Annotated in this window: 12 protein-coding genes; 7 read left to right on the top strand and 5 right to left on the bottom strand. The window is 59.9% G+C overall.

Features of this window, described 5'->3' with window-relative positions:
* Positions 1-24 precede the first annotated feature (24 nt).
* Together L6D63_RS07430 and L6D63_RS07425 are read left to right on the top strand one after the other, a co-directional pair.
* Positions 25-639 carry a biliverdin-producing heme oxygenase gene (locus L6D63_RS07430; RefSeq protein WP_121185960.1) on the top strand — a complete coding sequence of 205 codons (615 nt, stop codon included), beginning with the start codon at positions 25-27 and terminating at the stop codon, positions 637-639.
* On the top strand, positions 636-2,882 hold the full coding sequence (locus tag L6D63_RS07425) for an ATP-binding protein (RefSeq protein ID WP_131671336.1): 2,247 nt from the start codon (positions 636-638) through the stop codon (positions 2,880-2,882). The genes L6D63_RS07430 and L6D63_RS07425 overlap by 4 nt, the downstream gene beginning before the upstream one ends.
* Before the next feature lie 86 nt (positions 2,883-2,968).
* Here L6D63_RS07425 and L6D63_RS07420 read toward each other — a convergent pair whose 3' ends face one another.
* Entirely contained in the window at positions 2,969-6,661 is a 3,693-nt protein-coding gene (locus L6D63_RS07420) for a hypothetical protein (protein WP_131671337.1), read from the bottom strand.
* Between the two features lie 296 nt (positions 6,662-6,957).
* Here L6D63_RS07420 and L6D63_RS07415 point away from each other — a divergent pair, with 296 nt between their 5' ends.
* Entirely contained in the window at positions 6,958-7,545 is a 588-nt protein-coding gene (locus L6D63_RS07415; protein ID WP_108182964.1) for a LysE family translocator, read from the top strand.
* Positions 7,546-7,560: 15 nt separating this feature from the next.
* Here the strand turns inward: L6D63_RS07415 and L6D63_RS07410 are convergent, their stop codons facing one another.
* The 3 genes from L6D63_RS07410 to L6D63_RS07400 form a co-directional block, all read right to left on the bottom strand.
* Positions 7,561-8,394, bottom strand: coding sequence for an AraC family transcriptional regulator (locus L6D63_RS07410; RefSeq protein WP_131671338.1), 834 nt, complete (start codon positions 8,392-8,394; stop codon positions 7,561-7,563).
* A gap of 35 nt (positions 8,395-8,429) precedes the next feature.
* Positions 8,430-8,933, bottom strand: coding sequence for a VOC family protein (locus tag L6D63_RS07405; RefSeq protein ID WP_131671339.1), 504 nt, complete (start codon positions 8,931-8,933; stop codon positions 8,430-8,432).
* Between the two features lie 234 nt (positions 8,934-9,167).
* Positions 9,168-9,836 carry a class I SAM-dependent methyltransferase gene (locus L6D63_RS07400; protein ID WP_131671340.1) on the bottom strand — a complete coding sequence of 223 codons (669 nt, stop codon included), beginning with the start codon at positions 9,834-9,836 and terminating at the stop codon, positions 9,168-9,170.
* A gap of 84 nt (positions 9,837-9,920) precedes the next feature.
* Here L6D63_RS07400 and L6D63_RS07395 point away from each other — a divergent pair, with 84 nt between their 5' ends.
* Positions 9,921-10,313: a GFA family protein gene (locus L6D63_RS07395; protein ID WP_131671341.1), complete on the top strand. Its 393-nt coding sequence runs from the start codon at positions 9,921-9,923 to the stop codon at positions 10,311-10,313.
* Between the two features lie 260 nt (positions 10,314-10,573).
* Here L6D63_RS07395 and L6D63_RS07390 read toward each other — a convergent pair whose 3' ends face one another.
* Complete coding sequence (locus L6D63_RS07390) at positions 10,574-11,404, bottom strand: alpha/beta fold hydrolase (protein WP_047293684.1); 831 nt, start codon at positions 11,402-11,404, stop codon at positions 10,574-10,576.
* A gap of 251 nt (positions 11,405-11,655) precedes the next feature.
* Here L6D63_RS07390 and L6D63_RS07385 point away from each other — a divergent pair, with 251 nt between their 5' ends.
* The 3 genes from L6D63_RS07385 to L6D63_RS07375 are packed head-to-tail and all read left to right on the top strand — an operon-like array spanning position 11,656 to position 14,868.
* Positions 11,656-12,111 (top strand): (2Fe-2S)-binding protein, encoded by a 456-nt coding sequence (locus L6D63_RS07385; protein WP_025111491.1) that lies wholly within the window; start codon positions 11,656-11,658, stop codon positions 12,109-12,111.
* Between the two features lie 14 nt (positions 12,112-12,125).
* Positions 12,126-14,288, top strand: coding sequence for a xanthine dehydrogenase family protein molybdopterin-binding subunit (locus L6D63_RS07380; protein ID WP_131671342.1), 2,163 nt, complete (start codon positions 12,126-12,128; stop codon positions 14,286-14,288).
* A 1-nt stretch (position 14,289) separates the two neighbouring features.
* On the top strand, positions 14,290-14,868 hold the full coding sequence (locus L6D63_RS07375; RefSeq protein WP_041067306.1) for a hypothetical protein: 579 nt from the start codon (positions 14,290-14,292) through the stop codon (positions 14,866-14,868).
* Positions 14,869-14,872 lie beyond the last annotated feature (4 nt).

Genomic DNA, 14,872 nt, shown 5'->3' with positions numbered 1-14,872 from the left:
GCGGCCCCACCAAGAGCGATTTACATGCAAGCAAAGGCCCGTGAAGTTTATGTGCCGCCGGTGCTGCAAGATCTGCGAGCCGGCACTGCCGAACTGCACATCGCACTGGAAAAACGTCTTCCTTTTTTCTCCAATACCCTCGATTTCAAGGCTTTCGTACGGTTGATGCAGGCTTATTACGGCTTTTATCGGCCACTGGAAAACGCATTGCTCGACAGCGGCGCGATCCCGGTGGATTTCGATCTTGCGCCACGCCTCAAATCGCAGATTTTGCTCGATGATTTGCAGGCTCTGAGTCTGACGACCGAGAACATCGCCCGTTTGCCACAGTGTCAGACGTTGCCCGTGATCGACTCCGGGCCGACTTGCCTGGGTGTGCTGTACGTGCTGGAAGGGGCAACCCTCGGCGGGCAGATCCTGCGTCGCGAAATCGCTTCGCGGTTGCGTCTGGACGCCGACAACGGCGCGGCATTCCTCGACGTTTACGGCGCTGCCACCGGCCGCCGCTGGCGCGATTTCATTGATTACCTGGGCAGTCGACCGCTGAGTGCGGATGAACGTGAAGCCGTGGTTGCGGCGGCCCAATCCACATTCAGTTGTTTCGAGCGCTGGCTCGAAAGCCGGGAGGTACTGGCATGAACCCGCAAGACCAAGAAGCCTTTGAAGAACTGCTGGCCAACTGTGCCGACGAACCGATCCGCTTTCCGGGTGCCATCCAGCCCCATGGCCTGTTGCTGACCCTGAGCGAGCCGGCGCTGGACATCATTCAGATCAGCGCCAACGTCGAGACCCTGCTGGCACGCCCGGCGCAAGAACTGATCGGCCAGCCACTGCACGAATTGCTAGGTGAGACGCACGCGGCGGTCGTGCGCGAGGCGTTGCAACAACCGGTATTTGCCGATGCCGGACCGCTGCATTTCCGCCTCAACGGCACCGCGTTCGAAGGTCTGCTGCACCGTCATCAAGGCGTGTTGATTCTGGAACTGGAAATCCACGTCGAAAACTTCCAGCCGCGTAACGTCGCCGGCAACCGGACCCATCTGGGCCGCATGCTTCAGCGCTTGCAGGCAGCCACCACATTGCAGGCGCTGTATGACATCAGCGTCAAGGAAATCCAGGCGATGACCGGTTACGACCGGGTGCTGATCTACCGCTTCGAAGAGGAGGGCCACGGCCAGGTGATTGCCGAGGCGTCCGATCCGTCGATGGAAGTGTTCAACGGTCTGTTCTTCCCGGCTTCGGACATCCCCGAGCAAGCGCGCGAGCTGTACCGCACCAACTGGCTGCGGATCATCCCGAATGCCGATTATCAGCCAGTGCCGCTGGTGCCCAAGCTGCGCCCGGACACCCAGACCCCGCTGGACCTGAGTTTCGCCACCCTGCGCAGTGTCTCGCCGATTCATTGTCAGTACATGAAAAACATGGGCGTTCTGTCGTCGATGAGCATCTCGCTGCTCAAGGGTGACAAACTCTGGGGCCTGATCAGCTGTGGCAACCGCCAGCCGCTGCATGTGCCGCACGAGTTGCGCAGTGCCTGTCAGACCATCGGTCAGGTGCTGTCGCTGCAGATCAGCGCGATGGAGGCGCTGGAACTCAGCCGTCAGCGTGAAGAAAAGGTCGAGGCGCTGGCGTTGCTCAATCAGGCCATGATCGACTCGCCGCAAAACGTCTTCGATGGTCTGGCGCAACAGCCGCAAGTGTTGATGGCACTGGCCGGGGCCGGGGGCATTGCGATCATCGAAGACAAGCAGTTGCACCGTTACGGCAACTGCCCGGAACCGGAAGACATTCGCGCCCTGCACAAGTGGCTGCAGGAAACCGGCGAGCCGGTGTTCGCCAGTCATCATTTGGCCAGCGTCTATCCGCCGGCCGCGCAGTTTCAGCAAGTGGCCAGCGGCGTGCTCGCCATGAGCCTGCCCAAACCGGTGGACAACGGCGTGTTGTGGTTCCGCCCCGAGGTCAAGGAGAACATCAACTGGAGCGGTGATCCGCGCAAGCCGCTGGACCTGGAAAACTCCGATGCCGGCCTGCGTCTGCGCCCGCGCACCTCGTTCGAAATCTGGAAAGTCGAGATGGCCGGGATCTCCACCAAGTGGAGCCACGGCGATCTGTTTGCGGCCAATGACCTGCGCCGCTCCGCACTGGAAAACGACCTGGCCCGGCAGGTGCACCGCGAGCAGGAAGCGGTGCGCGCCCGGGATGAGCTGGTGGCAGTGGTTTCCCACGACTTGCGCAATCCGATGACCGTGATTTCCATGCTCTGCGGCATGATGCAGAAGACCTTCAGTTCCGACGGCCCGCACACTTCGCGGCGCATCTCCACCGCGATCGACACCATGCAACAGGCGGCGGGGCGGATGAACACGCTGCTCGAAGACTTGCTCGATACCTCGAAAATCGACGCCGGGCGCTACACCATCGCCCCGCAGACCCTGGACGTCGGGCAGATGTTCGAGGAAACGCAATCCCTGCTGGGGCCGCTGGCGCTGGACAAGGACATCAGCATCTCGTTCCAGGCCGACCCCGACCTGAAAATCCATGCCGACCCGGAGCGCCTGTTTCAGGTGTTGTCGAACCTGATCGGCAACGCGATCAAGTTCACCCCGCGCAAAGGTTCGGTGGGCGTGCTGGCCAAGTCTGACGGCAAGGAAATCGTGTTTACCGTGCGCGATACCGGTGAAGGCATTCCCAAGGAAAACCTGGCGCGGGTGTTTGACCGCTACTGGACGGTGAAGGAGGGCAACCCGACCGGAACCGGACTGGGTCTGTACATCACGCAGGGGATTGTTGAAGCTCACGGCGGACGCATCGAGGCCAGCAGTGAGCCGGGTGAGGGCACGGAGTTTCGGTTTACCGTGCCGGCGATGGTCGGGAGCGACTGACAGCCGTGAATCGTGACAGAACACAGCCCGGCAGGCGCTGGCCGGCCGGGCTGTGGGTCTACTCAGCGTGGCGATTTTGCGGGTTTTCAGTCCAGACCATGCAGCGCGCTGAATGCTTCTTTCGACAGCGGATTGAACCGGTTCTTTCGTATCTCGCTGATCGCATACAAGGCACGGCCCGTGCGGCCATTTCCATCACCAAAACCGTGGAAGCCAACCACTGTGCCGAGTAGCTGTTTGCTGAAGTGCTCGTGAGCGGTGTCCAGTTTCTTCAAATGCTCCTGCATCACGGCAAAGCCACTGATGCTACTGGCGTATTTCTTGTCGTTGACGCCTACACGAACAACGTCCGAGGTGGCAGGTGCGATGCTGACATGTAGCTGTCTGATCACGTCGGGGTCGGTCAACGCCTTATTGCTGTTAGCGTACTCTCGCAAGACGGCCACGATGCTGGCGAGATCGTTACCCTGAGAGTTCGAGGCATGAACGATCCAGGCGCCGGCTCGTTGGGCGTTATCGGTGAAGCCTTGAACGTTGTAGTGCGACTCTGGCAGCACGCCGTTGTAAGGGGCTTTTCCCAGATCCTGTCTCAGCAGATTCTGCTGATGGCCTTTCATGTAGTTGACCTTGCGTGCCTCGATCTCGCTGACCGTTTCCAGCAAGTCGGTATATCCCTTGCCCGCCGAGCGTGCGGCCTGGAGATCGATACCGTTCTTTGCCAAGACCGTCGCCAGCAGTTCATCGATTGCGGTTTTGCCGATCAACGCTTCAAGCTCCTGCGCTTTTTGCAGCCTTCGCGTAGTGTCGATGACGGCTTTGTTGAAGAGGTGTTCCAGCTCCGCAGGGCTGGCGGTTTTCGGTAAAGGAATTTTCGTGTCTGTCAGTCGATTGAGGATTTGGCTGGCACTTTCCAGGGTGTCATCCTTGAACAGTGCCCGCGCATGAGCCACCGTCGGCAGGGTCATGCGAATCTCGGCCGCCGCCCCGGACTTGCTCAACGCTTTGACCAGGTCGTAGGAGCCACTGCTGGCGGTCGTCAGTCGACGCAACTGGCGGGCGGCTGTCATGCTGATCGAACTGCCAGCCTGGCTGAGTTTCAGCGCGCCTTTGCCTGCCAGTTTCCCGGCGCCGACGATCACTTGGGGAACACCGTCAACGGGGTTGAAGATTGACACCAGAACACTGCCGGCCACGCGCCCCAGGCTCAGCAGCCTGGTGCTGCTTGCCACAGCCTTTGCCAGCGCACCGGCCGCGCCGATAAAGACAAAGGACACCGCGAGGGCGTCGATGACGCAACTGAAGGCGGCCCCGCTGCGTTTATCCGGATCATCCGAAGTCAGTTGCTGGATACAGCCTCTGAATGGAATGAAGATATTCAGAATGATGTTGGCAACGCGCTCGTACGCTTCCTGCTTTTCCTCGTATTCAGTCTGGTCATAGCCCATCCGGTAGTATTCGTCGTAGGTGATCGGCGGGTTCTTTTGCGCAATGAAGTCGGCAATGTCTTTCAGCCTCGGCGATTGGTAACTTTCCATTGGCGATGTGTACCAGGCTGACTCTTTGTCGTATGGCGCAAATTGACCAAACCGATCAAGCAGCATGCCGAACTCGTGAACATCTGCGTGTTCGGCCAGTTCCCAGTGGCGGCGCGGCAGTAATTTATTGATGTCTGCCTGTTCGCTCTGGGAAGGCGTTGCACCCTGAAAGTACGCCGCGTGCTCGGTAATGATGTTTTCCAGATAGGTAAGGCGCGGGAAGTTCCCGTTCTTGCCGTTGGTCGCTCCGTCGAAGCTTGCTGTGTCTTCGTTAAATACATGACCGCTGGCGAAAGCCTCGGCCAGGCGATCGCTTTTGCGGCACAGTCCTTGTAACGGGAACAACTCATAGCAATGGTTTCTCGATTGGTGACGGCACAGGATGACCACCCCGTGCGGCGAGAAGTGGTCGGCGCTGTGCCCGGGGATATTGCGGTTGCCGCGCACCAGATAGAGCGTTAATGCGCCCTGTGTCAGTGCTTCTCGATCACTCAGGCCGAGGCGGGAAAATGCCAGCCGGATCATGGTGCTGATTCCCGACTTGAAGGTTTCGTGCTGCCCCTTGATCTTTGCGGCGTACAATTGATTGACGGGCGCAAGGCTGGCCAATGTCGGATGCACGTCGTGCAAATTGCGCCGGGTCGATGTGTTGGTGAGGTTTTTACGGTGTAACTGGTTGGCAAGGTAAAGATTGATCACCGTGTCGCTGATCAGTCCCCCTTTATTGTGCGGCGAACGAAATACCTCCTGATGGTGGTTGATGTCGGCATCGAACAGCGTTTGCTGCGCCAGGTTCCTTCGGCTGACCGGCGCAGTGGTTATAGACTTCAGTGCCGCCTCCAGTTCATCGGCATATGTGTTGTAGTGATTCATTGCCGCTGTTGCGATTTGTGCTTCGGATAATGTCGAATCTTCACGGAGCATCACTTCGTTGATGTTTGCCCAATCCAGCACGCACTGCAGATTGAGTAATTGATGCAGGGAGCGTTGTGCATCGCTGAGCGGCGCCAGTTCGGCAAATTTCATCAGTTGCTCATAAGACAGTTTGCGCGACAACCCGGGAGCGATCCTTTCTGTCAGCATGACCGCCTTGCGCAACATGACCCAGCCTGGTGAGCCGATCAGCAGTGTCGGCGGGGTAACGACCAGAAACTCTGGTGATTGCCCCGCCAGCACCAGTTCCACTGCCAGGTAAGCGGCAAACAGACTGACGCGGTTGATCTGCTCAAAGTGGCGCTTGAGACGAGTCCGCGCCTGCGCCGGGGTTTCATGCACATACAGCGATTCATAACGCAGACTTCGATGAGTTTCGACCCGTTCCTCCGAGCCCATGTCCAGGTCCAGCACGACCGCGGCCAGCAACAGCCGGCTGCGGGTGACCTCCGTTACGGTGGGTGCCTTGCCTTCGATCAGAAGTGCATCGAAACAGCTCTGAGCCAGACGGTGTGCCTCGCTCGTTTGCATCAAATACTCCCACGCCAGTCGCGGATCTTCCTGCAGCAAGGCGCCGCTTTTTCTCTTGAGCACCACATCCGTCAGGTAGTTGATCAACGGTTCGGAATGCCGCCCCAGGTCGGCCATCAACTTTCGCACGACCTGCATGATCACAGGATACTGTGCGGGCTCGATGATCAGTGCGACATCCTGAGTCTCTTCGGAAATGCCCCAGTAGTTAGCGAATTTTGGCGGTGCGGGCATTTTGAAGTTGAGGCAGTCAATCAAGTTTGCAAGGTCTGCGTAGTCGTTGGGCGGATCGATTTCCTGAAACGCCAGCCAGTTGCGCAGTGGCACGGTGGCGCTGGAGGAAATAATGCCGCCAGAACGCCATGCGGTTTTAGACAGGAGTTCGATATCGGGCCGTAAAGATTCGATCTCATACAGTTCGTCGGTAATGATGGTGGATTGGATGTAAAAGCCCGTAGCACCGAATTCCTCATAGGCGGCGTAAACTTCACCATTGCTTCTGACCATGAAAAAGTGATCGGCAGGAAGGTCGAAGGAGGCAATGAATTCAATGAATTCCGGATGTTTGCTGAGTGAGCGCAGCAATAATTTGCCAGCGAGATGTTCGCTGTCGAAACGACTTCCCGACACCACTTCCGTGGCGAGTTGCATGAGGTCTTCTTCAGCACGAAAAGATTGTCGAAGGAAATTTCGGTTCTCCAGAGCCCTGGCGATTTTCAATCGTTCTACTTCGTCGGCCGATGCAGGGGTCGTTGCAAAAAGGTTGCGGTTAATATCCATATTGAGTTGTTCTGGTCCGTGTTGGTTAGTGCGGCAATCAGCCAGGTTAACGTGGCTGGTTGTGAAGGGGGCGGGAATATAAAACATCGAGCAAAGTTGGTTTTTTATTTTAAGTTGCAAGTTGTTTTTGAAAGTGTCGAGATGTCTCTTTGAGGTATTAAGTGGCAACAGAAACTTCGTCGCCGGTTTCAATGGCCTGAGTGGTGGCGCGGGTCGTGGGTGATTTTGTTCAATACGCGGGCGCACGGCGCTGTCTACTGTTGACTCCTTGTTCCCCAATTTGCAGCAGGTGCGTAATGAGTCTGATTGTGTCGATGGCGGCGTTTGCGCTGGTGGCATCCATAACCCCGGGGCCGGTAAATATCGTCGCGCTGAGTTCCGGGGCGCAATACGGCTTTCGGGCCAGTCAGCGGCATGTGGCGGGGGCGACGCTGGGCTTTGTGCTGTTGCTGGTGCTGATGGGGTTGGGCCTGCATGAAGTCCTGAAACTGTGGCCATTCCTGACCCGGGTGGTGCAATTGGCCGGGGTGGCGTTTCTGTTGTTCATGGCCTGGAAGCTGGCTGCCGATGACGGCCAGTTGCATGCCGGCGAAGCGGGGCGGGCGCCGTCGATGCTGTACGGCGCGGTGATGCAATGGCTCAACCCGAAAGCGTGGCTGGCCTGTGTGGCAGGGATGGGCGCGTTTGTCGCCGATGGCGAGGCGCGGCTGGTCTGGCAGTTCGCCGCGGTGTATCTGGTGATCTGTTATCTGTCGGTCGGATGCTGGGTGTACGCCGGAACGTTTTTGCGGGGGTATCTGGGCAATCCGGCGGGGATGCGCCTGTTCAATCGCTTGATGGCTTTGCTGCTGGCAGCGAGCGCGGTTTATCTGCTGTTGCCGTGAGCCCGAAGTCGATGGTCAGCCGCGATATTGGCCGGGTGTCGCGGCCAGATGCTGTTTGAATGCACGCTGAAAATGAGCCTGATCGGCAAACCCTGCATCCAGTGCAACATCAGCGATCAGCTGGCCGCTGCGCAGACGTTCGCGGGCAAACTGGATGCGCTGGTTGACCAGGAACGCGTGCGGCGTCATGCCGTAATGCTGCTTGAATGCGCGGATCAGATACGACGCTGATAACTGCGCCGCCGTGCAGATGTCCTCCAGGCTGAGCAGGTCAGTGCAATGTTCGCGGATGAAATCGGCGGCGCGTTCGAGCTTGAAATTCGGTTCGCGCAGCGCCGGTTCAGCCGGGTTCAGGCGCCATTGCAAATCACTGAAAAACTCCACCGCTGCGCTGTGTTTACGCAGTGCGTCCTGCTGCTCATCGACCAATATGGCGTAAAGCCCTTGCAGGTCACGAAACAGTCGCAGGTCATCCAGGTGCGTGGTGGCAAATCGGCGAAACTCAAGTTCGGCACTGAACCCCAACTGATGCTGCAGATCGGTCAGCCATGGCGTCTCGACATACAACATCAAGTACGACCACGGCTGATCATCGATCGGATTGCAGGCATGCACGTCGCCCGGATTCATCAGCACCACGGTGCCGGCGGCCACTTCGAATGTCGATTGCTCATGCACATAAATGCTGCGCCCGGCCGTGATCGCGCCGATGGAAAAGTGCGCATGGGAATGGCGTGAGTAGCAGACCTCACGACCATCGGCGATGGCCCGCGCTTCGATGAAGGGCAGGGCATCGTCCCGCCAGAAGCGTGGGGCTTTTTGAGGATTTTTGGCGGCAGCGTGTTTCATCGTTATGGTTCCCGGCAGGCCAGACCCGGAGTGTATTAGCTCTGGCCGGCAAAGGCCCGCTCCAGTTCGGCGATGTCGAGTTTTTTCATCGTGAACATGGCCTGCATTGCCCGTTGCGACTTGCTGGTGTCAGGGTCCTGCATCATGTGCATGAACGCCACGGGCACGATCTGCCACGACACGCCGAACTTGTCCTTGAGCCAGCCGCATTGCTGGGCCTCGACCGGGCCACCGGCCGACAGGTTGCCCCAGAAGTGGTCGATTTCTTCCTGATTCTGGCAGTTGACCTGAAACGAAATTGCCTCGCTGAACTGGAACATCGGCCCGCCATTGAGACCGGTGAAACTGTGGCCGTCGAGTTCGAAACTGACGGTCATCACCGCGCCTTCCGGCTTGCCGTGGAATTCCTCGCCGACCTTGCTGTAGTGGGTCAGTCCGGTGATTTTCGAATGATCGAAGATCGAGCAATAGAACTTCGCAGCCGCTTCGGCCTGATCATCGAACCACAGGCACGGTGTGATTTTCTGGAAACGTTGCATGGCAGTCATCCTCGGCAGGTTAGACACGCGGGATTTACAGCGTAGTCAGTCCTTGGTCGACTGGCGGTGCCGTAGATCGACAAGTGCAGTGCAATTCAGCAACACCCTGAACCTGTGGGAGCTGGCTTGCCAGCGATGAGCCGGCACGTTCAGAAGTGATGCTGTCTGAGCCACCGCCATCGCTGGCAAGCCAGCTCTCACAATGTCTGTGACTCAGTCAGGATGTGCAGGAAGTCAGCGCCGTTCGGCGACCATCAGCAGCGATTGCGGCACGGGGCTTTGCGGATGCTGCGGCTCCTGCAAACCGAGCATGTGAAACCCGGCCATGTCCAGCGCGGTGCACCAGCTCGACAGCGTGCGGAAATACCACGGCATCGGCTGCCACTGGCCCTTGAACGCGGCAAACGATTCTTCACGCCAGCCATCCTGATAATTGCCGGCCGCCACGGCCCACGGATGCAGGGTCTGAATGATGATGGCGCCGCCGGGAACCAGCAACGCATGCATCGCAGCAAGCAGCGGGATGATGTCCTGATGCAGCAGCGAAAAGTTGGCACAGATCAAATCGTAATCACGGCCAATATCAATCTCGGCGTCGACCAGCGCCGCGTAACGGGCGACATGCACCTTTGTCGAACCGGCCGCGCGTGCCGCCTCGATCAGACTCGCATCGCCGTCGACACCCGCCGCATCAATGCCGCGATCCGCCAGCGCGCGCAACAACCAGCCTTCGCCGCAACCCAGATCCAGCACGCGTTCCGGTTGGCGGCCCATGATCGCCAGCAGGATCGCCTGATCGGTGACCTGCTGACGGCTTTCGATGGCACCGCTGCGGATCACCTCGATCCAGGCTTCAGCGTTGGCGTGCCAGCTCTGCAACAAGGTGGATTCAAGGGAGGGCATGGCGCTGTCTCCGAAATTGTGAGCGTTCGCTTGTACGGCTGCTATGTTCAAAGGCTGAACAAAGTCTGGCAGAGGATAGACACCATGACCCCATTAACCGGCGGTTGCCTGTGCGGCGACGTTCGCTTCGAAGCCGCGGGCCAACCTTACCGCATCGGCATTTGCCATTGCCTCGATTGCCGCAAACATCACGGCGCATTGTTTCACGCATCGGCAATATTTCCCGAGAAGGCGGTGACCGTCAGCGGGACTCTCGGCGAGTATCAAGGGCGGGTGTTTTGCCCGCGCTGTGGTTCGCCGGTACTAGCGCGTTCGGGGGATGAAATTGAAGTGAATGTCGGCTCGCTGGACGAGCCGAACCAGTTCAAGCCGACTTATGAGCTGTGGACCATCCGCCGCGAGGCCTGGTTACCGGCGTTGCCGCTGGCGCACCACTACGAACGTGATCGCGAAGGGACGGGCCGTACCGAGGCGTAGTACGCAGTCAAGCCAATCACCCAGTCCCCTGTGGGAGCGAGCCTGCTCGCGAATGCGGGGGGCAGCCAACCCATTACTGACTGACCGATTGCCTTCGCCAGCAGGCTCGCTCCCACACGGTTTCTGGTGTGACCGAGTATGCAGCAGGCATCTGAAAACCTGTGGGAGCTGGCTTGCCAGCGAGGGGGCCGGCACATCCACAGTTGATGTTGCCTGACCCACCGTCATCGCTGGCAAGCCAGCTCCCACAATGATGTGTGTCAGCCGCGAATAAACGCCAACAAATCCGCATTGATCGTCGGCGCTTCAGTTGTCGGCATTCCGTGCGGAAAGCCCGGATACGACTTCAGCGTGCCATTTGGCAGCAGTTTCGCCGACAAAGGCCCCGAGTTCGCATACGGCACGATCTGGTCGTCCTCGCCATGCATCACCAGCACCGGTACGGTGACCTTCTTCAGGTCTTCGGTGAAGTCGGTCTGCGAGAAGGCAACGATCCCGTCGTAATGCGCCTTGGCCCCGCCGATCATGCCCTGACGCCACCAGTTGCCGATGATCCCTTCCGAAGGTTTTGCTCCCGGGCGGTTGTAGCCATAGAAAGGACCGCTGGGAATGTCGCGATAGAACTGCGCGCGATTGGCCGCCAGTTGTGCCTGAAAATCATCGAACACCGATTTCGGCAAACCACCGGGATTGCTTTCGGTCTGGACCATCAACGGTGGCACCGCGCTGATCAGCACGCCTTTGGCCACGTTGTCCTGCCCATGCCGGGCGATGTAGTGGATGACCTCACCGCCGCCGGTGGAGTGGCCGACGTGCACCACGTTCTTCACTCCCAGATGCTGAACCACCGCCAGCGCATCGTCGGCGTAATGATCCATGTCGTGACCGTCCCAGACCTGGCTCGATCGCCCGTGCCCGCGCCGGTCATGGGCAATCACCCGAAAGCCCTGGGCCAGAAAGAACAGCATCTGCGCATCCCAGTCGTCCGAGCTGAGTGGCCAGCCGTGGTGGAAGTGGATCACCGGAGCGTCCTTCGGGCCCCAGTCCTTGTAGAAGATATCGACGCCGTCTTGAGTGGTGACAAATCCCATGTTCGCGACTCCTGACCAATGTGATGGGTGACCGCGCTCGTCGCAGGCCGGTGGTGCTGGCTCGGGTGAGCGCCGTTATCAGCCAGAAGATTAAAGTCGACATTTTTACGTTGAGGCATGACCGGTGGTCGCAACGTCTGGCTTGCGGCGCAATTTGGGCTTTGCTGAAAGGGATAAGCCGAGGCGCGCACAGGCTTCGATGGCCGTAGCGACGCCCCTTCAGAACACCGTGAGTCTGAGGAAAATCCCCGATGCTGACCTTGAATATCAATGGCAAGGATCAGGAACTCGATGTGCCGGCAGACATGCCGCTGCTTTGGGTCCTGCGTGATGTGGCGCACCTGACCGGTACCAAATTCGGCTGTGGCATGGCCCAGTGCGGCGCCTGCACCGTTCACGTGGATGGGGCACCGTTGCGTGCCTGCATCACGCCCGCCACTGCCGTGGCCAACGGCCAGAAAATCCTCACCATCGAAGGCCTGTCCACCGACGGCTCGCACCCGGTGCAGCAAGCCTGGGCCGAACTGGATGTGGTGCAATGCGGTTACTGTCAGTCCGGGCAGATCATGTCTGCCGCGGCGCTGCTGGCGAAAATCCCCAAACCTACCGACAGTGATATCGATCAGGCGCTCTCCGGCAACATTTGCCGCTGCGGCACCTATCCGCGAATCCGCGCAGCAGTGAAACGTGCGGCCGAAATTGGCTGATTGGGAGACAGACGATGAACAGTCCTGTATCGCGTCGCGGCTTTCTCAAGGGCAGTGCCGTGCTGGGTGGCGGTCTGGTGGTGGCGTTTGTCGTGCCCGGTGCCCATCGGTTTGCGCGGGCAGCGGAGAATGAAGGCAAGGTCTTCGCGCCGAATGCGTTTTTGCGCATCGCCGCCGACAACAGCGTGACGGTGTTGCTCGGGCATTCGGAAATGGGCCAGGGCATCTGGACTGGCCTGACCATGCTGATCGCCGAAGAGCTGGACGCCGACTGGTCGACGATCCGCGTCGAGCACTCGCCGGCCTCGGCGGCCAATTACGGCATGCCGGCGTTTGGCGGAATGCAGATTACCGGCGGCTCGACTTCGACCTGGATGGAGTTCGATCGTTACCGGCTCGCAGGGGCCACGGCGCGGCAGATGCTGGTGGAAGCGGCGGCCAAGCGCTTCAACGTTGCGGCGTCGACGATTCGCACTGAGTCGGGCGTCGTGATTGCCGGCGATAAACGCGCGACGTATGGCGAGCTGGCAGACGCTGCCGGGCAACTGCCGGTACCGGATCCGAAGTCGATCACCTTCAAGGAGGCGAAGGACTGGAAGGTCATCGGCAAACCGACCAAACGCCTCGACACCCCGGAGAAAATCACCGGGCGCGCCAAGTTCGGCATGGACGTGCAGTTCGACGGCTTGATGACCGCGATGGTCGCGCGGGCGCCGGTGTTCGGTGCCACGGTCAAATCCTTCGAGGGGGCCGAGGCGCTGGCGGTGCCCGGCGTGCACAAAGTGGTACAGGTGCCGACCGGCGTGGCGGTGATTGCCGATCATTACTGGGCGGCGAAACTCGGGCGTGATGCGTTGAAAGTCGATTGGGACATGGGCCCGCACACTGACCTGAGTAGCCAGGGCCTGCTCGACAGCTTTCGCAAACTGGCGGCGACACCGGGGACTTCCGCCAGCCAGGCCGGGAATCCGCAGGGCAACTTCAATAAGGCGGCGAAGAAAATCGACGTCGAATACAGCGTGCCGTATCTGGCGCATGCACCGATGGAACCGCTCAACTGCACGGTGAAGATCAGCGCCGACAAGTGCGAAATCTGGACCGGCACGCAATTCCAGACCCTCGACCAGATGGTCGCCGGCAAGATCACCGGGCTCAAACCGGAGCAGGTGGAGATTCACACCGAGTTTCTCGGTGGCGGTTTCGGGCGCCGGGCCAATCCGACCTCGGACTTCGTCGCTGAAGCCGTGCAAGTGGCGAAAGCGGCCGGGATGCCGGTGAAAACCGTGTGGTCCCGTGAGGATGACATTCGTGGCGGTTATTACCGCTCGATGTTCCTGCATCAGGCGCGCATCGGCCTCGACGGGCAGGGCATGCCGTTGAGCTGGCAGCATGTGCTGGTCGGTCAGTCGATCATGGCCGGCACGATGCTTGAACAGACCATGGTCAAGAACGGCATCGACGCGACTTCGGTCGAAGGTGTGGCTGACAGCCCGTATATCAAAGGCCTGGCTCATCAACAGGTCGAGCTGCATTCGCCGCAGACCGGGATCAATGTGTTGTGGCTGCGCTCGGTCGGGCACAGCCACACCGCGTTTGTCATGGAGTCACTGATCGATGAAATGGCCACGGCGGCCGGCAAGGACCCGGTGGAATACCGGCGAACGTTGCTCAAGGATCATGCGCGCCATCTCGGTGTGCTGAATCTGGCGGTGGAGAAGGCCAACTGGACAGCGCCATTGCCGGACGGGCATGCGCTGGGCGTGGCGGTGCACGAGTCGTTCGGCAGTTATGTGGCGCAGGTGGCCGAGGTCTCCCAGGACAATCTGGCGATCCGCGTGCACCGCGTGGTGTGTGCGGTGGATTGCGGGATCGCGGTCAATCCGCAGAGCATCGCGGCGCAGATGGAATCGTGCATCACCTTTGGCCTGGGCATGGCGCTGCACAGCAAGCTGACGGTCAAGGACGGCGCGGTGGTGCAATCCAACTATCACGACTATCAGGTGCTGCGCCTCAATGAGATGCCGCTGGTCGAGGTGCATATCGTGCCCAGCCGCGACAAACCCGGCGGCATCGGCGAGGCCGGTGTTCCGCCTACCGCGCCGGCGGTGGCCAACGCGGTGTATGCACTGACCGGGCAACGCCTGCGTGAACTGCCGCTGCAACTGTCGGGGGTGTGAGATGAAACGACATCTGCTGTTGGGCACGGTGATTCTGCTGGGGCTGGGCGGCTACGCTTCGGACCTGTTCGCCGATGATCAGGAGGCGCTCAAGGCGTTCGGCACGGTGCAGAAGGTGTTCCAGAGCCCGCGTTGCCAGAACTGCCACATTCCCGGCGACTCGCCGCTGCAATTCGATGCCGGCAAACCGCATGCGATGAATGTCGTGCGCGGCATGGATGGCAAGGGCGCCGCCGGTTTGCCTTGCGCCACCTGTCATGCCGAGCGCAACCCGCCCGACAGTTATGGCCCGCATGCGCCTCCGGGGGCGCCGCACTGGAGCCTGCCACCGGCGGCGCACAAGATGGCCTGGATTGGCCTGCCGCCGGACAAGTTGTGCGCGATGATCAAGGATCGTTCCAGCAACGGCGACCGTGATTTCGCCGCGCTGATCAAACATGTCAGCGACGACAAACTGGTGCTGTGGGGCTGGAATCCCGGAGCCGGGCGCGCGCCGGTGCCAGTGCCGCATGATATTTTTGTGGCCCAGTTCAAGCTTTGGGCCGATGCCGGCGGGCCGTGCCCGGTGGCGGGCGGTTGAGTGT

Origin of the sequence: Pseudomonas parakoreensis (assembly GCF_021602155.1) — a bacterium.
Classification (GTDB): domain Bacteria; phylum Pseudomonadota; class Gammaproteobacteria; order Pseudomonadales; family Pseudomonadaceae; genus Aquipseudomonas; species Aquipseudomonas parakoreensis.
This window is presented reverse-complemented; position numbering and strand designations above follow the sequence as displayed.

Coding starts and splice junctions, on each gene's coding strand:
- L6D63_RS07405 (WP_131671339.1), bottom strand. CDS start 8,933: ATGCAACGTTTCCAGAAAATCACACCGTGCCTGTGGTTCGATGATCAG.
- L6D63_RS07415 (WP_108182964.1), top strand. CDS start 6,958: ATGAGTCTGATTGTGTCGATGGCGGCGTTTGCGCTGGTGGCATCCATA.
- L6D63_RS07420 (WP_131671337.1), bottom strand. CDS start 6,661: ATGGATATTAACCGCAACCTTTTTGCAACGACCCCTGCATCGGCCGAC.
- L6D63_RS07375 (WP_041067306.1), top strand. CDS start 14,290: ATGAAACGACATCTGCTGTTGGGCACGGTGATTCTGCTGGGGCTGGGC.
- L6D63_RS07380 (WP_131671342.1), top strand. CDS start 12,126: ATGAACAGTCCTGTATCGCGTCGCGGCTTTCTCAAGGGCAGTGCCGTG.
- L6D63_RS07390 (WP_047293684.1), bottom strand. CDS start 11,404: ATGGGATTTGTCACCACTCAAGACGGCGTCGATATCTTCTACAAGGAC.
- L6D63_RS07410 (WP_131671338.1), bottom strand. CDS start 8,394: ATGAAACACGCTGCCGCCAAAAATCCTCAAAAAGCCCCACGCTTCTGG.
- L6D63_RS07425 (WP_131671336.1), top strand. CDS start 636: ATGAACCCGCAAGACCAAGAAGCCTTTGAAGAACTGCTGGCCAACTGT.
- L6D63_RS07385 (WP_025111491.1), top strand. CDS start 11,656: ATGCTGACCTTGAATATCAATGGCAAGGATCAGGAACTCGATGTGCCG.
- L6D63_RS07400 (WP_131671340.1), bottom strand. CDS start 9,836: ATGCCCTCCCTTGAATCCACCTTGTTGCAGAGCTGGCACGCCAACGCT.
- L6D63_RS07395 (WP_131671341.1), top strand. CDS start 9,921: ATGACCCCATTAACCGGCGGTTGCCTGTGCGGCGACGTTCGCTTCGAA.
- L6D63_RS07430 (WP_121185960.1), top strand. CDS start 25: ATGCAAGCAAAGGCCCGTGAAGTTTATGTGCCGCCGGTGCTGCAAGAT.